Source organism: Staphylococcus sp. HMSC068G11 (assembly GCF_001815825.1).
Taxonomy (GTDB): Bacteria; Bacillota; Bacilli; order Staphylococcales; family Staphylococcaceae; genus Staphylococcus; species Staphylococcus epidermidis.
Map to the genome: position 1 here is coordinate 362132 of NZ_KV822098.1, position 20352 is coordinate 382483.

Below are 20352 nucleotides of genomic sequence, written 5' to 3' on the forward strand. Positions count from 1 at the left end.
TGAACTCTCCTTCAATTTAATTACAGTTTAATTGTAGAAGATTCTGATGAAAATTGCTTTTATCTATTCTTACAAAATGACATCTTAAACTTACAAAGTTGAAAGATTTTAAAATTATATATGCCTTACTATGATTTTTTCTTTAAATACCACTTTAATTAATCACATTTTTTAAAAAGTCGAACAATGGGTGGATAAGCCAAGCCACACCACCTCCACCAACAAATATACCGGTAGCTTTTAAAATAAACTCTTTATTTTCTTTACCTTTCTCTTTTGCTTCTTGTTCTTCTTGACTTAAATGTTTCCTAAACATTTGAGCATCTTTTTCGACAATAGACAATCGTTGGCCTTGTTCTATAATTTGTTGGTTTGTTTTTTTCTGTTCAGTACTCATCTCTTTAGTTGCCTCGACCATTTGATTAAGTGTAGGTTTAAATTCTGCTAATAACACACTTAAATTGTTATAATTGTTTGTATGTTTTTCATCGACTTCTCTTATCCTTTTATGAATAGCGTCCCTATCGTCATAATAACTTTGGGGTAATTCATTGTTTGGCATAATGCAACACTCCAAAGTAAGCATAACCACCACACGTTAAAGTAGTTAAAAAATAAATAAGAGGTGACATCCAATTTAAAGAATCACTAATACCAGCTAACGTAATTACAAAGAAAAAAACAGAACAAATAATCCCTCCTAAAATAAGAGTAATACTATAAACTTTGTTAATATTTCTATAAGGTAAAGCCATAGCTGCAATTGCTAAACATAATCCTCCTATAAAGAATGGAATCCCCCAAATACTTAAGGGGATTATTTCATTAATACTACTATACAATGGGCTTTTATCGACTTGAATTTCAGAAGCAAATATAAAAAAAGAACCTCGAGCCATAGCTATTGTTCCAATAAATAATAAAGAAATAACATTAATATATTCCATTTCAGTCATACGGTGTGTTTTCTTCATCTTTCTACCCACTTTCTATCATTAATTGCAGCGCAGATAGCATTAGCATAGTAACACATGTCTTCTGTCCAATTATTTGTATTTTCTCTATTCTTTTGACTAAAATCGTTTCGACTAAAAAATTCTTTTCTTTGCTGAGTTGATATTTCAATCTGTACACCCATTCCACAGGCGTTTTTGTTAGTTATATTATTAATTTCTTTACCAGCAATTCTTTCAGGAGCGGCTTCCACATTAAAACCTGAAACTTTTAAATTGTGAGTAATAAGTGATATAAGTCTTTCATCCAATCCACCAATATAACTATTTGCTTGATTGCTTGAATAACCATGTATGGCTATCGTTACATTCATAAATTGATTCCAATATAGTAAATTGGGGTTATCATAATTTGTTGAAGTGACGTGTAGAGTCCTATTGTTTTTCGGTTTTAACCCTTTAAAAGTGAAGTAGTTTGCATTCGATAATTCTGCAACCAATAACGCTAATTCAGAAGTACCACACTCTATACCACCTCCGTGTATAGCAGTTATAAGTGATTTACTATTTCTATCTTGCGTCTCAATCATCCAATCTTTTTCATTCCTCACAAGTTCAGTCATAGATTTATAAGTATCCATCACATTATTCACCTCCTTTATCTATCATTCTAATTTCTCCGTAAATATAAGCTTCACGACTTACTGACCACTGATCGCTCTGAGAAATATAAACTTTAACATCTCCATTAGGTTCAATGGTTAATTGAGCACCACAAGCTTTAACAGGCACCGTTCTTAGGAACGCAGTTTGCGTACTTGTAATTAATTCACTCGGTAACTTCGCTATAGCAGTTCCACTTTTGAAATTGTCAGCGTTAATTCTTAAAATCACTTCCTTGTAGTCTTGATGTTGAATAGTTTTATAAGCGCAATTAAAACCATTTTGTCCTTCAGCTTTATAATGCCTATTTTTTATAGCTCCATTAATTAAATCATATTCGATCCAATCTGAAGATTCAGGTAACTTTTCTTGTATTTCAGTAATGATTTTACGATGTTCATCAATTGTGACGTATCCCTCTTGACTTAATATATTTTCAATATTCCTAACTTCGATTCTTAAATCTTTCAAATATTGACTTCCTTTTGTATCAATTTCGTTGTCATATTCTTCATAAAGATTTTGAATTGTATTTTTAGCCGCGTTAAGAAATTCCTCGACGTCTTTTACACTTTTACTATGTTGTTGATTAAGTTTGTCCAACCCTTTTTTTGTTTCAATCTGAATCTTTGTAATTCCTTCATCACTTGCATCTTTCACTTTAACAACGTAATCTTCTAAATTATCTAATTGTTCTTGTATTTCAGTGGCTCGTGCATTAATTTGTCTTTTTAATTCATCAAACATACGGATATATTTAATTTTAGTTGCACCATTAATTTTATTTATTATTGCGTTACCCACTTTGAATTCAAATTCGTTTAAAACTGCAGTTGATGATTTATCGCTATCTACCTGATTTAGATGATTAATCGAAATATATATTTGACCTATAACAGTTGTATTCGTTGAAGCTTGTAAGAATTCAATAGGTATGGTTACTTCAATAACACCATTCAAAGGGTCAATAAAACGTACATTTTCTACTACTTGATTAGAACCGTTAGAGGATTCAAGATATATGTACGTTTCAGTGTTTTCTTCACTAATTAATAAAGGTTCGTTGTTTTTAGTCACATAAAACCTTAAAACAGCAGTTTTATCATCTAAATTATAAAAACCGATACCTTCATCAGATATCGGTTTTAAGTAAGGCTCGTTTTTAACTTCAATTTTACCAATCTTTTGTAATTCCATTATTTTTCCTCCCCATTTATAACGTTTCTTAAATCATCATCGTATATAGTATTAGGGTAAATTTGTGTGAACGTATCTTCTTTAAGATTACCGTATTCTCCAGATTTTAATATCTGAATAGAATTAGCAGAATGCGTAGGAGTGAACTTCGCAAATAATTTAATTTGTTTTATTGTTACAATGCCAGCACCTTTTTTCTTAACATCTAATACTGGCATTACTGTATCAGTACGTTTAGTACCTGGTTCAGTAATCGTTGACATTTGAACACCAGCAGCAGCATATATAGGGAAGGTCGTATTTCCTTTGTTTAGTTTATGTTCAATTGAAAATAGATTACGTTTTCTACTTTTACCAAACCCAAAGAATGGATGATAATTTTGAACAATATTAGGGCTAATCCCCACTGTAACATCTCTATCAACGTTTATAGTCACATATCCATAGAGCTCTACAAATCCATTTGCTAAAACTTTGAAACGCTGCTGACTCATCATTATACGTTGCCATTCATTTCTTTCTGCACGTAGGGTAATGACTTCAGATGTTTTATTGTTAAATCTATCATCATAGACCATAACTTTAATAAAAGGATCTAAAGATGTTTGACCATTTTGGTATGATTCAAATTGTGCCATTCTAAAAATTACATTACCTACCCAGCGTACTGAACGTCTCATTTCTTCAGGACTTTTCTTTTCACCGACACGTTTTTCATTTATTTCTGAAAGATATGACGTTGTTTTATTTCGAATACCTACCCAATTACTAAAAGATGATAATGTACTGGAACCCCAAACAACGAGATCTCCGTTACTTTTTAAATTGTTAATGAGTTGAGTCATATTATTATTTTTTTGATTGGCCCATCGAGGATAAAATAAACAGTAATCATTATTTACTGAAATGATATCATGCAAATCCAAGTGAGCTGTCAAATTATCTATACGTTGAACTAAGTTACGCATATTTTGTGATTCTTTTTCAGAAAAAGGACTTTTGCCTTTGAAGTTAGATTTATCTGGATCTGTCCCTTTACCTGCTTTCCAGTTATAATCAAAATTTCTGTTTAAATCTACATTATTCACATTCTCTCTTTTTTGATTTGCAAATCCCCACGGGTTAACCATAGGAACATAAATTAAACGTACATTTTTTCTTAAGTAAGTTAATTGAGGATACTTTTCCCACTCATTGACCAATAGGTTGACTATATGACACATATCGAAAAATCCAGTGGTCTCATTACCATGTATACATGAAGTGATAAGTAAAGTTTTGTGGTAATTTTGCGGTTCAAACGTGAATTTGTACACATTATATTTTCCTGATGTATCTTCTCCGACAACTTCTTTTGTAACATATTGATTATCAACTAAAGGATTTAAAAATGCTTCAATATGGGCTTCTGGTTCCCAATTATTTGGTGTTCCATTTTCACCTAATCTATTTCCTGGTATATATGGAGGATTCCAAATAAAATCGACTGCACCATTTGAATGTATTTCTTTATCTAATTTTCTTTTAATTCCTAAGAAGTCATGAAGAAGCCTTTCTTGCAACAAGGGATGTACGGTACCATCTATTGATACTCTGGCTTGTTTTGTTTCAGCTATACCGTCTCCATTTGCTCCTAAAACAAGCCCATTAATATTACCATTAAGATAATCTAAAAATGCAGAAACGTTTGTATTTCTATAATCAACTTGCATGGCTTGATGAGCATGATGCTTAGTTTCTGCGTGTGCTCGATGCTGATGATCTAATTCATTATAATAATTAAGTATTATTCTAAAATTATTTATCATCTTGGTTCTAAATGTGTGCCCTATTTGAATAGGAAAGTCTAAAGTTAATAACATTTTATGAACCTCCTTTTATTCCTTCTCTAAATGAGATATTCTTTTTTTAAATTCTTCATTTTCTTTTTCCAAATTTTCTATTTTGTCTAAGTAAACATCTAAACCGATGACTGCCTCTATGTGCGTGACTGGAAAATATTCTTCTCCATCTCTATCTTGTAGATATCTTATCGATACTTCTTTACTCATCAATCAATACACTTCCTACTGTTTCGTTATATTCCTGTAACACATTTAAAGAATAGTCACTAGTTTTGAATCCTTTTTTCATAAGATTATTAAACTTTCTTAACCTACGATTGAACTGTGATTGCATTTGTATAATATCTTTCTGAGCATTACTGAATTCCACTTCAATAGGCTGCGAAACAAGGGGATGATATTCAGTAAGCTTGACAACTTTTAAATCGGTATTAAACCCGATAGGTTTGTGTATAAATCGAATAGTATTATTTTCATGAATACTTTCTAATCCTAAATAATTCGTTGCTACTTCAATTGTTGGAATATCATCAAGTGTTTCTTTTAATTTCTTCTTTAACTCTGATTGGCTTGTAATATTATCATCATATATTGTAGGGGCTTCCGATTTACCATATTGCTTATAATATGGAGACTTATACTCAGCATATACATGATAAATATCTTTACCTTTAAGAACTGCAGTTAGATTTAAAACACTACTTTTACTAGTACCAACATACATGACTGGATTAGATTTCTTATAATCAATGCCGGATTTTTTCGATTTAAAAACTCCTCTAAAAGAATGTTTACCTTTTGATAATCCTTTAGCTAAAATCACTTTTTGCGTCGAAGCATGAGCGCTGTAACAATCAAAAGTCCCTTTGGACTTATCATCAATAAATACTTCGATTATTCCACCTTTAGGTCCTTTTTTTAGATTCCAAGTTAAGGTTTCATTCCCCCACTTACAATAAAATGTCTTATAAAAGGAGTCTCCTATATGTTCAGTAGACCAAGTACCTTCTTTATTAAAATTTCCAGAATACGAGAAATCTTTAGGCTTTATAGGTTTATAGTTTTTCGTTTCGGATTTTGACTTTTTCTTTCCGTATCCTTGAATGTAGGTACGTAATTCAGTTGTGATTGTTTTAGCCGAAACCGAACTATTGTTATATTTATAAACTAATATTTCATCTGATTTTTTATAAAAATTATCAGGTGTATAAATATGGAAAGTTTTATTATCAGCAAAAAATATATAGCCAAAATGCTCAGCACCTTCAATAAGATGTTCTAAACCATTTTTATCTCCGAACTCTTCAATATATTTACTCTCATTAAACTTTCCATGTAACTTATAATCGAAATTAAGTTTATTATTTTTGAATGCAAAATCAAGGTACTCTTTAACTTTCATAGAAATTTTTGTTTCAGTCTCATCTTCATCATTCAGTGACTCATCATCTAAATCTTTAGGTATATAATGATTTTGAAATTCCATAGAAATATGCTTAGCCTCAATTTCATTAAGTATTACACCTTCTTCATACTTAAGTTCAGTAGATTTAATAACATATTTCTGACCCTTCCAAATTAAATAATTTTCATTAATCAAACTATCGAATATATCGGCGTTAACATTAGTTTTATAAGCAGTGAGAGATATGGATCGCTCATTATTTTGTTCATATTCATATTTAAAGGAACCAAAATCAAAGTCATTAACAATTTCCGAAAATGTCCCTTCTCTATTCATAAATATTAGATTTTCCAATATTCTCACCTACCTATAAATGTAATTAAATATAAATTCTGTTTTAGGACTATTGGATATATTGTGACCTCTAATTAAAATTTCATTCCAACCCGGCGCTAAAGTAATAAAATCATAATTTGTGTCTTTACCAACTCTTTTATTATTAATATAAGGATGCACTCCTATAATCGAAACCGTATTACGCTTTTTGAGAGGTTTTTTATATTCAAATATATCATTTGTGGTTAGATTAACGATTTCAAATCCATAAGGTGCTGTAAGTGTGCAATTAATATTTAATTTGTGTCTTAATAAAGGGTTAATGGTGTCTTTAGAACCGTTAAATATTTTAAAGTAACGAATATTGTGTTTATATTTAACTTCATCACTTCCTATAACACCTTGTTCAAACTGCCAACTTTCATCAGTCCAACTAAACTCAGAAGTGTCTTTTAATGATTCTGCATATCCTTTGTAGACAGAGTAAGTCACCTCAATAAGTCCAAATTGACTTGTTAGGTTTTCATTACTCACTCCCTCTGGTATAACTGCATACTTTTTACCTGGCATATCTGAATGCCATACGAAATAAGGATCTCTCCTATTTATCAATTGACGTAACTTTTCTTTTGCTAATCTATATTCTTTATAATCCATGCCTTTATATGAAAATCTCAGTATCAAGTTAAAAGGACCGAAATTCATCGGTCCTTGTAAAACGCCATCGCTACCATTAACTTCAATCTGATTAGACTTTCTATCTAAATCCTCTTCTTCAAATTCTAGAAACTTAAGATGAGGAATGTCCGTGAGTGTTTCTTCGAAATGATCGTTAAATATTTTTACTTTTTTATTTTCCAATTTATAAACCTCCCTGGCTATAAGCAGCGAGTCTTAACCTTGAACCTTGTGCCTGACTTACATCACGTTCTGAAAAACCTTTCGGTTGTTTTTCAATATTTTCATTACTTCGTGCTATTTCCATTAACACGTTTATTTGTTTCTGTTGATTTTCTATCATTTGTAGTAGTAAGTCTGCGTTATCAACTGTATTACTAGTAACACTAGGTGTACGTAATTGGTTAGGTCGTTTATTTCTGTTATTTCCACTAATTTTACTCGCAGCAAGATGTAACAATTTCATCGCATCTGATTGTCTGCTTGGATCTGTAGGGATTACAATTTCTGGATAACCCCCTTCAGCAAGTTGATACATTCCCGATGTATTAATAACTCCGCCTGTAGCATAAGCAAAGTCACCAGCTCGTTTAAATGCGCTTCTCCAACTCCCCATAATAGGGACCCACTTACCTACAATGTAGCGCATAGCAGATATAGCTTCGTCAGTTGGGTTTAAGATGTTTCCGTGCCCTGGTTTAGCATATGCTCTGAAAGATGACCCAATCATTTGGAACATACCTTTAGAAGGGTCTCCCATTCTAGCATTAACGTCCCAGTTGTTAACTGCATCGGCTTGGAAATTAGATTCACGCTTGGCAACTCTCATCATTTGTTCGGTAATATAAGACGATTTATAACGTCCACCTAAAATAGATTGTGCTCTTTGAATTGCTCTACGTGCGTTTGCAGAACCACTACCACCAACTTTTCCGCCACCGTGACCTTTGAGCCACTTAAGTGGGTTTACAGTATTCTGGTTAGTAATATCATTATGTCTACCTTTTTCGACTTGGAAATGTAAGTGAGGACCAGTAGTCCAGTTACCACTATTACCTGTTTTAGCTATAGGTTCTCCTGCCTGTACTTTACCGTGTTTCAATATTTTAGATAAGTGCATAAAAAATAATGTGAATTGACCTGTTAAAAGTCTTGCAACAAGCCCTCCGCCAAAGTTATGCAATTCACCTAACTGTCCGCTATTCGTAGCGTTGATTGTCGTACCAAAAGGTGCGCCAAAGTCAATACCGTAATGATGACCTCCACCAAAACTATAACCAGGAGCGCCACCATTAGGATAATATCCCGTAGTAATTGGGAACTTAGTAAAGGAAGAGCCATCGCCACCACCGGCATCATTAAGCCATTCGTCAAATAATGACTTGACACCACTCTTTAATTTCTTGTAGGCTCCTTGCATTAAATCAAAAGGTAAAGGTGCATCCTTGAGAAAATTAAAGTTAAATCCAACTTTGTCAAAAATTTTGTTAACTAATTTACCAGGGTGTCCTATATAATCAAATACATCTCCTATACCTGATATAACTGCACTTCCAACCTTTTTAGCTTTAACCGCAACCTCAGAACCAACTTTCTTTACTTGATCTACTGCATTTCCTCCCAAGTCCTTGCCTTTACCTACTGTGCCTTTAATAGCTTTTTTACCTTTTTCAAACATATATTCAGCTTTTTCTTTGATAGCTGAACCGGTACTAAAACGAGGCATTTGGGATAGCATCGCATGAGTTTGTGTGCCATTATAAACTTTAGAACCTTTAGGTAAGAATGTGGTTGTATCTCTATTAGGGGTAATAGTCGTTTTACCGTTAGGATACTCAATCATTTCATGTCTAAATCCACTAGGGCCATTACCTCTACCTTTGTCTCCGACTGTCGCAAAAGTGTTTCGGTTAATTTTCCCATGACTCACATATTTTTTAGATGCGTTTGTCCCTGTACTTAATTTAATAGACGGTAATTTATCCATACCTAATTTATCAGCAACCCAATTAACGCCACTGATCAATTTATTCAATCCTTTTTTAACACCTTTGACCATTCCGCCAAAAAGATTACCAATTTTACCGGTAACTGTTTTGATACCGTCTCTCATTTTATTCATGGTGCCCATAACTTTCGATTTCATGCTATTTACTATAGATACAGTAGTACTTTTAATTCCATTCCATTTCTTGCTCATGAAACCACCAACAGCATTCATGGTGTTATGAGTACCTTTTTTAAGTGATCCCCAAGCACCTTTGACGCCTGACCATAGGGCTTTCGCTTTATTAACAGTACTTTTTTTAATACTGTTCCATTTAGAACTCATGAAACTACCAACTGCTTTAAATATGGCAATTGTACCTTTTTTGAGTGCATTCCATGTATTTCTAACTCCAGACCATAATGCTTTCGCTCGATTAATGACAGTATTTTTCATAGCAGTCCATATTCTAACTGTGGCATTCTTTATAGCATTAAATATTGCAGAAACACCTTTTTTTAATGCATTAAACACAGAAAGAACACCTTTGCGTAAAGTTCGAACAATTCCTAATACAGCATTTTTTAGTGCAGTCCACACTTTAATAGAGAAATTTTTAATAGCATTAAATATCGTAACTACTATACGTTTAATAAGGTTGATATTGAATTTGACTTGCGCAACATACGCTTTAATAATTGCTATAACACCGTTCTTCAAGGTGGTCCAGATTTTAATAGCACTATTCTTCATAGCGTTCCAGATAGTCGACAAAATAGTTTTCAATGTTTTGATAGGATGTAATATAGCAAGTTTAATTCCGTTCCATGTAGCTACAGCAACGGTTTTAATTCCGTTCCATACTGCAATTGTTGAAGCTTTTATAGCATTCCATATAGCTACTATATAAGTCTTAATAAACCCAAATATAGTTACTGCCGAATTTTTAATAGCATTCCAAGCAGTAATTACACTATTTCTAAACGAACTATTTGTTTTCCATAAATGAATAAGTCCTGCTACTAATAATCCGATAGCTGTAATAACTATACCTACTGGACCAGTCATAAATCTTATAGCTAAGCCTAAGCCTTTAGTTGCTAAAGCTGCACCTTTAGTAACTGTAGTCCAAACCGTTGTTGCAGCTGCAGCAATTTTAGTTTTCAAAGCTTGTATAGTTTGAGATGTACTTAAAGCTGATATTGCTAATCTATAACCATTTGCGATACCACGAGCAGTAGCAGTAACACCATTCCATATTGCTTGCGATGCAGCAGATACTTTAGCCACACCATTATGTCTAATGAAGAATTGTATTAAGCTAGACATTCCACTAAACATGCCACCAATAGTGCTTGCCATCTTACCGAATATAGTTAATACTGGCCCCATAGTAACTAAAGTGATGCCTAACCATTTAACAATACCACCTAGCGTTTTTTGAGTGGAACCGTCTAAATTTTGCCACCAATCTATTAGGCCTTTAATACCGTTACCAATAGAAGCTAATGTATTACCAAGTTGTTCGCCGGTTTTAGCTGCCCATTCTTTGGCTCCTGGCGATTTCAACATAGATTCAAATTCATGCAAACCACCTTTGGCTTGTTCAAAGGTACTGCTTAAGAACGCTTCTCCAATTTGACCTATATAGGCCTTAGAGTTTTGTACCATACCTTTCCAAGATTTAGAATAAGCGCCTGCCATACCACCAGCGAAGTCATCCATAACTTCTAAAAATTCCTTAGAACTTACTTCTCCATTGGTAACCATTTCCCTGAACGCGTCATAGGAAACGCCAAGATGTTTAGCCATAGCATTACTAAATCCAGGCATACCTTCTTCAATCATATTTAATTCTTGAGTCATTAGTTTTCCTTGACCTTGAACTCTATTAAATATCATTGCCATTTCAGATACCGGTCTATTGCTTCCGACAGCCGCATCACCAACTAATTTAATATACTTTTCTAATTCTTTACCTTGTTTTACTCCTGCCGCTAATGCACCTGCTGCAACATCGGTACCTTCAGCCATTGTTGTCATACCGCCTTGAATCGCATGTGTTACTTGATCAGTAATCGAACCCACTTCTTTAGTTGAATAGCCTAAACCTTCGAGTTTTGCTTTAGCAGTATCAAGACCGACCAATCTGTCAAAACCTAGCTTAGCTGTTATACCTGCCATTGCAGTGCCAGCTACTAACGCTGGCTTAGTAATTTTACTTGTAAGAGAACTACCTAAATTTTGTGCTTGTTGACCTACATTCTGCATGTTTGAACCAACACTTTTAAAAGAATTGCTCAATCGACCTGCAATGGAAAAATTTTCCCTATAGTAACTGTTTAATCTACTATATTCATCTCTCATTTTATTAACTGCTATGGCTTGATTATTGTACTCAGTACGTAATCTAACAGCTTTAGCACTATTAGCACCTTGCGTTCGAGCAACTTCTTCATATTGAGATTTAAGTGAATCTAAATTAGCAGTACCTTGTTTAATAGCTCCATCTAAATCATTCATACGAGATCTATAGGCATTAGCACTTTTTTCTCCATACTTAAAGTTATTACTTGATAGTTTGAGGTCTGAGTTTAATGCTCTAAATTCTCTTTTTACTCCAGCCAATGTCTTACTTATATTTACATCTCGCATCGACAGGTCTATCTGTAAACCTTTGATTCTTTCTGCCATCACTTCACCTCCTTACTTACAAGACGTATTACATGAATGCATTAATCATACTGTCAGTTTTCTTGACGTTCTTCTTATTACTTTCGTCAACTAACTCCATGAAGAAAGCAAAAGGCATGTCTAATATGTCATTGATATCCTTGCCGCCTTCTTTCATCATTTGCAGTATGAGTTTTTTCATATTTTCCTTATGTTCTTTATAAGTGATAGGTTTTAAATCATTTTGGCTAGTTCCTTTTTTCTTTCTTCATCCATTTGTCCTTGTGCAATGAATTGAATTTGTTGTTGTAATTCTTCTACTGCGTCTGGTGCATGTAATCTGTCTAATAAGTCGTCTTTTGTAAATTGATCATTGTAGATATCAACCACCATATCTAACATTTGGTCAATGTTTTCTTGCGCTGAAGTATTTTCGTCTGATGCACCGTCCATTAAATCAGCAGCATCATAGATTTTACGGAATGGAATTTGTGTAGGTGTAATATAAGTGTCGAATTTTGCGTTACCTTCTGAATCTGTTACTGCGTTACCTTTTTTGTCTACTTGTACTAATTTAATAAAATTACGTTTAGCCATTTATAATTGCTCCTTTGTTTTTGAATTGTAAATAAAAAGAGGGCATTTAAGCCCTCGTGTTGGTTATTCTTCTATTTCTTTGATTAATACCTTTCCACGTTTGTTATCGCTTGTAGAAAGGTCTAATATGCGATCGTGAGACACTTTTTTGTTTGCTGGTTTAGGATAAGTATCACCAGCGTTATATACTTTGTTCTTATCCTCTAAATCGATGAATTTGTGTAAAACTTCATATTTTTTCTTAGCCATAATCAAACCTCCTGTAAGTTATGCGCCTAATTCTGATTCTGCTGTGTCATCAGATGGATTACTGCTTTCTGCAGATTCACCAAAGATAGCTTCCCAAATAGCATCCTTCATAACAGATGTACCTTTAGCATCGTGACCTAATAACATTGCTTTTTCTTCTTCGAAGCCCTTAACTTTAGCTTGCATGAATTCAGCAGTAGTAGAGTCAGAACTGAATTCTACGCCATCTTCTTTTGTATTACCTTCTAATTCAGGGAATGTGAATAATCCTTTAGGTAATCCCACATATTCGCGTGAACCATCTTCCATAGTTTTAGCAAACATAACAGCTACATATGGTGGCGTATCGTTACCAACTGAAACGATGCCACTTTCAGATTTCTCTAAACCAAACAGTGCCACTCTATCTTCTAATGGTAATTTGTGGAAACCAGCTTCTACTTCAATTGTTCCGTTAGCAACTGCCATTTCTGCCACTTGGTTATCACCATATGCTTTCTCGATGTCTTGGTCTTTTGATACTGAAATTTCTTGTAAATATTTAATGCGTTCTGGATCAGCAACTTTTTGAACGCCGCCTTCACCATGCACTTTGTAATAAAATTCTGTTAAACCTGTAAATGAACGATAGTTTTTCTCTGCCATATTAAAACACTCCTAAATTTTAAAATATTGTTTACCTTCAAACCTTTTAGCTTGTCGGTAGATACTAAATTCTTTTATATATTCTGGTTTAATGGAAGATGTTTCACCAAATCCCAATACTTCCCACATTATTCGTTGTATTAAAAAGACGAGCCTATCTGATAGGACTCGTCCGTTTACACCTTGGTTCTGTTTTACAAATACGTCTATTTGATATAAATATTCATACGTCAAATTATCATTGTCAGCAAAATCATCAGGCTTTGGTGTGTCTAATGGATCAATGACAATCACTATATCTTTGATTTCTTGCGCGTTTGGATAATCGAAGAATTTAATGTTATTTTTGGGGACATGTTTCATTATTTCTTCATTATTTATAATCGCATCGTATATCTTTGTTGTGATATCTTCCATATCTACACCCGCCTTTTCATTTCTTCTTTAACCGTTTGAAAGTAGGTTTCGCGTCCTTCTCGCATTGCACGTTCAATTACGCCTTTACCTGCTGTATTTACCCATTTCCCTGAACGATCAAAGTGACCATATTCATTTAGATGAATAATTCGATAGCGCTGTTTGGGACCACGCCAATGAATTTTAACAGTCCTTACACCGTTTATCGTCGTCGGTTTTGAAAGTGTAGTTTCTTCTACCGACTCTCCAGTGTCTTTAAAAGTTTTCATATTATTTTTGATAATACTTACAACTTTGTTTCCGCCTTTGGTTAATGCATAATCAGTGATACGTTTGGTTGCAGATTTTCCATATTGCTTTTCTAAATATGCTATAAGTTCTTTATCACCTTTGATTGATATCCCTATGATTCTTCACCTACCACTTTGATGTAATTAGGAGTTTTAGCAGGCGCAACGTTCTTAATGTCAAAAGTTAACCCAGCATACATTCCATTTTTAATTTCAAATACGTGATTGACTGTAGGTAGAAAGTCAGGCTGTGCATTTCTAATATTAATAGTTACAGAACGTTTACTCGTTTCTAAATTTCCTAATTGTACATCTTTTTGCGTAGGTTCGTATAGACCAGCGAAGCAACTAAAAACTTCTTCCCAGTTACCCGCTCCTGCTTCAGGTCCGTTATTTGAAACTGAATAAAAAGCAACCCTATAATCAAGCTCGTTAAGATTCATCGGCTATCACCTCGATGTTATCTTTTCGCCACTTAACTAGATTGCTTCTAAGTGTTTGTATAAGTTTCATTGATGATGCAGGCACATCAAATGATTGTTCATTAGATGTGATTGAACGATTATCGTAGTGGTGAGCAATAATATTTAAGACCGCTAAATTGAATATAGGATTATTGTTGTAGAATTTATCATCTTCTTCACCTAAAGAAACAGCAGCCTTAACCTCACTGATTGCTCCAGGTAAATAAACTTGCATAATCAAGTCGTCATCAAAATCATGATCAACACGTATCGCTTTTTTTATTGATTCAACGTTATCTATTTTGAACATTGATATCACCTACTTTACTTATGCTCCTAAATCCCCACTAGGTTCTGCCGCATCTTCAAATGTTACGAAGAAACCAGCATTTTTATCAGCTTGTTTTACATCAAAACGGAAAGCACCCATCAAATATTTACCGTAAATTTCATTTTCAATCCATTGAACAGAAATGTCTGTACGGTCTGCAAATAATACACCACGTTTTACATCGCCAATAAATGCTAATGCGTCTCCGTTTTTACCTAACAAGTCATCACGCACAACTGTTACATTCATACCTAACACGGTGTTACCTGCAGTGTTGATGATACTGTCTTGTAGTAAATAGCGACCGTTACCATCTTTTAATGTATCAAGTTTTTGATAGAAGCTTTGAGTACAAATGATTTGACGGTCATAACCAGGATCTAATTTAACGTTGATAATTTCTTTTAAGTCGTCAACATTAGATACACTAGTAGGATTGAATGCTTTTAAAACTTCACCAATACGTTCGTTTAAAGTATTTATTTTTTGTTCATTAATATTTTCAGATACGATTGCAGTTAAATTCGCAACAGAATCGTCTAACGCTTCTTGTGAGATTGGAATCGCTCCACGATAAGTGTCTACTTCCCAAGTGATTGTTTCGAATTCCGGACGAGCTAACTCAGGGTTTTTCTCTAATTCAGCAACAGTGTTGAATTTAGCGTTAGCACGTTTTAAGATTGGGTACTTACCAGATGCAGTTGAAACTGAAGTCTTTTGTACTAACTCTTATAAGTCTTGGACTGTTTTCACTTCTTTTTCAGGAATGTATTTGATGTCCTCAGGAATTGTTACACCAACGTCATCTGATTTAACGTTGTCACGTTTCGCTCCTTTAGATTTCATGTACTGTTCAAACGCTAATACTTCTTCGTTTGTCTCTGGGTTTTGATTTAATTTCGCCATAGAACGTTTCGCTCCTTCTTTTTTCTTTTTGTCTTTTTCTTCTTCAGTAGGTTCTTCTACTTTCTCGATAGCTGGTGGTTCTAGTTTTTCTTCTGAAGATGGTTTGTCGTCATTTGATGGTTTATCATCTGACTTTTCTTCGCCTTTAGCATCATCAACAGAGGTATCTTCTTTTTCTTCTGCTGCTTTGTTATCAGTTTCTTCTGCACCTTCACTTTGAGGTGGTGTTTCTTCTAACTTAGGTGCTGATGCTTCAATTTCTTGTGAAAGCTGTTCGAGTTCTTCAAACTCTTTTTTCTTTGCATCAATATCAGCTTTTAAATTACGAGCAGTTTCGAGATCGCCCTTTTCAACTGCTTCTTGCGCTTTAGAAATCAAATTGGCGATTTCTTCTTTACGCTCATCTAAATTAGCCATGTGTAAGCCTCCTTATTAAATTTGGGTATAAAAAATAGCCTTACGTTTCAAAACGTAGGCTTTCTAAATCCAATGCTATCTTCATTTGTTCCAACTGTTTGAATTTCTTTAAGTCTTTCACACGTTGACCGACTTCAACCGATGTATCTTTGTAGGCTGGCACTGTAACAATGCTAACTTCAATCAATTCATCGATTTTATTTATGGTTTGAACGTACTCATTATCTATATTTTGCCACGTACGAGCCGTTGAGTCATTAGGCGGCAATGTGTAAAAGAAACTGCACTGGTTTACGTTACCCGCTTTAATATTCTCATAAATATCTCTTGCGTATGATGTATTAGGTAAGTGACATTTAAAGTATAGCCCTTTTTCATCCACCTGTAACTCAAGCGTTCCTGCTTGTGTGCGTCCTATAACATAGCTGAAATCGTGATTAATTAAACATTTGACATCACTTACATCTACACCGTCTAAGGCGTTAGGTGCTACAATTTCTCTGAACCCACCCAAGTCATCACTCATCGAATTAAAGATAATTGCATACCCTTCAATAACCATGTCTTGCTGCCCAGTGTCAACGTTACTATTCGTCATACTCATCACCCCCTTTAATGGAGTTCTTTTCGACTTCTTTATCAATCTTCGATTTTTGGTAATTTTCTAAAGTGTTAAGTGGCGCTCTATTAAGGTCAACCAATGGTTGCTCGCCATGTTCAATAGGTTGATAACCAAATACACTTCTAGCTTCGTCTGTTGAAATAATTCCTTTACTATGCAATTCAGTAATACGTTGTAATTGTAGCTCTGGATCAATGTCGATGAGACGTGATGAGTCAAACTCTAATTCGTAATCAGAATCAACAAACTTAAATATTTTCGTTTCGAGTTCTGCAATCATCATCTTAAATATTGGGTCTAATGTACTTTGCAAATACTCAAGGTTTGCTTGTGTGATAGATGTATTGACGGTTTCAATACCTAATTTAGATACTGGCAAACCAAACGCTTTTGCAACTTGTGAAGTGCTGAACTTATAACTGTTTAAGAAGTTCAATACTTCAGTAGGAATTTGCAATCTACTAAATTCCATTGTGTCATCAATAGCAACTAATCCACCATTGTTTTTTAATTGACTTTCTGAGAAATTCTTTTTCAAATCTCTTAATTGTTCAGCATTGATTTGACCTTTTTTATACTTTAACACTGATGTTGAAGTACCACCATTGTCAAAGAAATTACGCAAGAAACTCTTTGAGCCTTGTGATATACCAATCTCATGTGCTAGTGCATATAAAGGACTATAACCCACATATCCATCTAACGTGATATATCTGAAGTGTAATATATCATCACTAGTTATCTTAACAGCGTTACCTTCTACATCTTCGCTCACGTTGTAGACAATATCTCCGTCTTTTTCTTCAACTCCTACTAAATCATTATGTAAGAAGTGAAAGCCTACGGGGAAGTCATTTTTATCACGTACAATTTCAACAAAAGATTGTCCATTGAGTAACATGTTGGCGATGATTATAAACTTAAAGTGCCAACCTGGTAAGTCTGAATGTGGATTATTGTTGAACAAATCCAATATTTGGTTCATCACAGTATTTGTTTCATGACCTTTAACCTTTAATTTAGTGCTTGCAATGTCTGCTGAAATAATTCGTGTAGCAGTAAATACATCACTGTTTCGTAACGCGTTTATACCAACATAGCTTGAATGTGTGCCATGTTCTTGCCAATACAACAATCGTTCTAAATCTCTGTTCATCTTTTCTTGTTTGCTTGTAAATCCTAAATCAAGTAATGGCATTAACTGTCACCCCCTTTCCGACTCATCGAGGTGTTATCATATGCTTGATTTAAGACGCCAGAGAGACTGATAAGCAACAACCCACCAATAATATAAGCTAAAGGTTGCCAAAGTATAAACAAACCGTAGAACAGTCCTATTAAACCCATAATAAATAATAGTATTACTACAAGTGCATATAAGAACTTTTGCATTATTTCACCCCTTTTTTATAAAAATAGCGGCATTAAAGTTTCTGTATCCCATTCATGTTCACAAGCCATTACATAAGCAAATATGGTCGACATGAGTGGATCTATCTTTTCTCTGTTCATTTTCTTTTCTATCATGATTGAATCGTTGGTATTTTTAGCCACTGCATTTTTAATCGCTATATCAAGTAATGGGTTTTTATGATGTTTAATATCGCCATTAATCACATTCAATCTAAAATCTAAGTTTGGATTAGATAGTGTTTGTGGCCCTTGTCTAATTTCGTATAAATCGTAATACCATTCTCGACGTTCCATTTCTGCCAACACTCCATGAATCGAATATGGATCGTAACAAATAGCTTGAACATCTAAGTTATAGCGATTGATGTAATCTTGAATATAGTCTAGGACTTGGTCCGTATTGATAATGCCACTAGATAAGTCTGTAATCGTACAGTAGCCATCATTTGCTAACTGTCGATAGTCTATAAGGTCACGTTCAATCTTGCCTTGTAAGCCACCCTTAGTACCTACAAACGAATGTGACGTTATATAGTATTGTCGGTTCGTTTCGTCTAGGTGGATGAACGATACGGCTGTTAAATCGTCGGCACGTGACAAGTCAAGACCGATGTAGACTTTTGAGTTGGTAATATCAAAGTCAGTTTCATTCTTTTTCCAGTCGTTAAAGTCGAGATACGATTCTTCACTCGCTTGCATCCAGTAGTTAAAGTTCTTAACTAACACACGAAACATCGAACCCTTTTTAGTAGCTTCTGCTACACGTTTTTCCAGGAAATCTTCAATCTGTTCTTTAAGCTCATCTGTCTCATTTATTAATGGATTAGATTTGGCCCACATTGATCTTTCTTGCCATTCTTCTTCACCATCTTGTTCGAATATGACTGCAAAATATTCGTCATCTTGATAAACTTCCGCCAATATATCCTTTGCGTAAGGCCATTCATCTGTATACATAGGCGCATTCAAGTTAAAACCAGCAGTAGAGATAATGAATATTAATGATTGCATTAAGTTACCTTGACCAGATTGGATAAGTTCTAGCATTTCATTCGTTTTAGCCGCGTGATACTCATCGACTACCGCTAAAAAAGGTTCGAAACCATCAACCGCTCCAGTATCACGAGATAAAGGGCGAATATACGAGCCATCTTTTGTATGCGTAAGTAATTCACGTACCTTTTTAACGTCTTTTTTGAGTTCTGGTACTTTAGATACGAAATACATCAACTGTTTCGCTACCATATTAAATACGATACTTGCTTGAGATTTGTCATTGGCTGCAGTAAACATTTGTCGACCTTCTTTAGGCTCTTTATCAAATAAGAAAGCATATAATACTAAGCCACTTACTAGAATGGACTTACCTTGTTTACGTGCCATAGATATAAAAGCTTTTTTAAATCTCAACATATCCGTATCTTTCGTAAACCAACCTCTTACACTAGCAATAATGAACTTTTGGAATAATCCTAGTTTGTTAATATTACCTTTTGTATCAGGTAACGCCTCAATGAATTTAATAACCTTTTTAGCACGTTTAGGTTTATAAACATAATTCCATTCAGAATTATCTTTCGACCTATGTATGTCTTTTAAATGACGAATACAGGCAAGTCTAGTATCCTTACATGTAATGTATGCACCAGATAGAACCATAACACAATATTTATAGGCATCGTCTTTAAATTCATTCGGTATATTCAACAATTTTTCGTACGCTTTAGGTATCTTTACATTAGTCATCGTCATCAACACCAAATTCATCGTACACAGATTGTTTAACTTCGCTTTCAGTCGGTACAACCAATCGCATACGTGAATCAATAGTCATTCCTAATTGGCCACAAATAGAACGTAACTCTTTCAACGATTCCATATACGCCATGAAAGCGCCAGTTTTACGATTAGTTTCTGGGTCAACCATACCTTCAATGCCATCTTTCTGACTTATTGAGCGATATAAAGTATCATTTTGATCTAATACTTCGCAGTATTTCTTGATAAGCGAGTAATCTAAATCAGCTATCGGTAATTGTTCGAGTAATGGTACAATTCTCAACCATTCTTTAGCAGCATTTTCGGTTAAACCGTCGGGTACAGAATCGACATTAATCTTTTCAAACTTTTGTAAGCCGTTTTCTTTATACTCAGATTGCTCTAATTCTTCTTTAGTTCTATGCCCTTGTTTTGTAGCGTTTAATTTAGGTTTTCTACCTGCCATATCAGCACCTCCTTGCTTATTTTGGCGTGAAACATTCTGTG

22 protein-coding genes and 1 pseudogene are annotated in these 20352 nt (G+C 34.2%); all 23 read right to left on the bottom strand.

The window, feature by feature from the left end:
- Nucleotides 1–154 precede the first annotated feature (154 nt).
- Nucleotides 155–562 carry a hypothetical protein gene (locus HMPREF3058_RS09860; RefSeq protein WP_002502077.1) on the bottom strand — a complete coding sequence of 136 codons (408 nt, stop codon included), beginning with the start codon at nt 560–562 and terminating at the stop codon, nt 155–157.
- A complete protein-coding gene (locus HMPREF3058_RS09865) occupies nt 549–974 on the bottom strand; it encodes a hypothetical protein (protein WP_002502076.1) in 426 nt (141 codons plus the stop codon). The genes HMPREF3058_RS09860 and HMPREF3058_RS09865 overlap by 14 nt, the downstream gene beginning before the upstream one ends.
- Nucleotides 971–1594, bottom strand: coding sequence for a poly-gamma-glutamate hydrolase family protein (locus HMPREF3058_RS09870; protein ID WP_032606043.1), 624 nt, complete (start codon nt 1592–1594; stop codon nt 971–973). Before HMPREF3058_RS09870 ends, HMPREF3058_RS09865 begins: the two co-directional genes overlap by 4 nt.
- Nucleotides 1595–1598: 4 nt before the next feature.
- Nucleotides 1599–2813: a BppU family phage baseplate upper protein gene (locus tag HMPREF3058_RS09875; RefSeq protein ID WP_002502074.1), complete on the bottom strand. Its 1215-nt coding sequence runs from the start codon at nt 2811–2813 to the stop codon at nt 1599–1601.
- The gene (locus HMPREF3058_RS09880) at nt 2813–4675 is read right to left on the bottom strand and encodes a M14 family metallopeptidase (protein WP_002502073.1); all 1863 of its coding nucleotides are present in this window, start codon (nt 4673–4675) and stop codon (nt 2813–2815) included. The genes HMPREF3058_RS09875 and HMPREF3058_RS09880 overlap by 1 nt, the downstream gene beginning before the upstream one ends.
- Nucleotides 4676–4690: 15 nt before the next feature.
- Entirely contained in the window at nt 4691–4864 is a 174-nt protein-coding gene (locus HMPREF3058_RS12320; protein WP_002502072.1) for a hypothetical protein, read from the bottom strand.
- Nucleotides 4857–6416, bottom strand: coding sequence for a prophage endopeptidase tail family protein (locus HMPREF3058_RS09885; protein ID WP_176745828.1), 1560 nt, complete (start codon nt 6414–6416; stop codon nt 4857–4859). Before HMPREF3058_RS09885 ends, HMPREF3058_RS12320 begins: the two co-directional genes overlap by 8 nt.
- Before the next feature lie 9 nt (nt 6417–6425).
- On the bottom strand, nt 6426–7259 hold the full coding sequence (locus HMPREF3058_RS09890) for a phage tail domain-containing protein (RefSeq protein WP_002468177.1): 834 nt from the start codon (nt 7257–7259) through the stop codon (nt 6426–6428).
- Between the two features lies 1 nt (nt 7260).
- Nucleotides 7261–11757, bottom strand: a complete 4497-nt coding sequence (locus HMPREF3058_RS09895; RefSeq protein ID WP_049367141.1) for a tape measure protein — start codon at nt 11755–11757, stop codon at nt 7261–7263.
- Between the two features lie 28 nt (nt 11758–11785).
- Complete coding sequence (gene gpGT / locus HMPREF3058_RS12325; RefSeq protein WP_002502068.1) at nt 11786–11938, bottom strand: phage tail assembly chaperone GT; 153 nt, start codon at nt 11936–11938, stop codon at nt 11786–11788.
- Between the two features lie 32 nt (nt 11939–11970).
- Nucleotides 11971–12333: a phage tail assembly chaperone G gene (gpG, locus tag HMPREF3058_RS09900; RefSeq protein WP_049367139.1), complete on the bottom strand. Its 363-nt coding sequence runs from the start codon at nt 12331–12333 to the stop codon at nt 11971–11973.
- Between the two features lie 63 nt (nt 12334–12396).
- Nucleotides 12397–12582 (bottom strand): hypothetical protein, encoded by a 186-nt coding sequence (locus HMPREF3058_RS09905; RefSeq protein WP_049367138.1) that lies wholly within the window; start codon nt 12580–12582, stop codon nt 12397–12399.
- Nucleotides 12583–12600: 18 nt separating this feature from the next.
- The gene (locus HMPREF3058_RS09910; RefSeq protein WP_002499234.1) at nt 12601–13227 is read right to left on the bottom strand and encodes a major tail protein; all 627 of its coding nucleotides are present in this window, start codon (nt 13225–13227) and stop codon (nt 12601–12603) included.
- Nucleotides 13228–13239: 12 nt separating this feature from the next.
- The gene (locus HMPREF3058_RS09915) at nt 13240–13644 is read right to left on the bottom strand and encodes a hypothetical protein (RefSeq protein WP_002502064.1); all 405 of its coding nucleotides are present in this window, start codon (nt 13642–13644) and stop codon (nt 13240–13242) included.
- A gap of 2 nt (nt 13645–13646) precedes the next feature.
- On the bottom strand, nt 13647–13913 hold the full coding sequence (locus HMPREF3058_RS09920) for a hypothetical protein (RefSeq protein WP_002502063.1): 267 nt from the start codon (nt 13911–13913) through the stop codon (nt 13647–13649).
- A gap of 134 nt (nt 13914–14047) precedes the next feature.
- Complete coding sequence (locus tag HMPREF3058_RS09925) at nt 14048–14377, bottom strand: phage head completion protein (RefSeq protein ID WP_002502062.1); 330 nt, start codon at nt 14375–14377, stop codon at nt 14048–14050.
- Entirely contained in the window at nt 14367–14708 is a 342-nt protein-coding gene (locus HMPREF3058_RS09930) for a head-tail connector protein (RefSeq protein ID WP_002502061.1), read from the bottom strand. Before HMPREF3058_RS09930 ends, HMPREF3058_RS09925 begins: the two co-directional genes overlap by 11 nt.
- An 18-nt stretch (nt 14709–14726) precedes the next feature.
- A pseudogene (locus HMPREF3058_RS09935) lies at nt 14727–16052 on the bottom strand (phage major capsid protein).
- Between the two features lie 40 nt (nt 16053–16092).
- Nucleotides 16093–16650: an HK97 family phage prohead protease gene (locus HMPREF3058_RS09940; protein ID WP_070731393.1), complete on the bottom strand. Its 558-nt coding sequence runs from the start codon at nt 16648–16650 to the stop codon at nt 16093–16095.
- A complete protein-coding gene (locus HMPREF3058_RS09945) occupies nt 16640–17872 on the bottom strand; it encodes a phage portal protein (protein WP_002502059.1) in 1233 nt (410 codons plus the stop codon). Before HMPREF3058_RS09945 ends, HMPREF3058_RS09940 begins: the two co-directional genes overlap by 11 nt.
- A complete protein-coding gene (locus tag HMPREF3058_RS12525) occupies nt 17872–18066 on the bottom strand; it encodes a hypothetical protein (protein WP_002502058.1) in 195 nt (64 codons plus the stop codon). The genes HMPREF3058_RS09945 and HMPREF3058_RS12525 overlap by 1 nt, the downstream gene beginning before the upstream one ends.
- Before the next feature lie 15 nt (nt 18067–18081).
- Nucleotides 18082–19833 (bottom strand): terminase large subunit, encoded by a 1752-nt coding sequence (locus HMPREF3058_RS09955; protein WP_049404235.1) that lies wholly within the window; start codon nt 19831–19833, stop codon nt 18082–18084.
- Nucleotides 19826–20311, bottom strand: coding sequence for a phage terminase small subunit P27 family (locus tag HMPREF3058_RS09960; protein ID WP_002502056.1), 486 nt, complete (start codon nt 20309–20311; stop codon nt 19826–19828). The genes HMPREF3058_RS09955 and HMPREF3058_RS09960 overlap by 8 nt, the downstream gene beginning before the upstream one ends.
- Between the last annotated feature and the right edge of the window lie 41 nt (nt 20312–20352).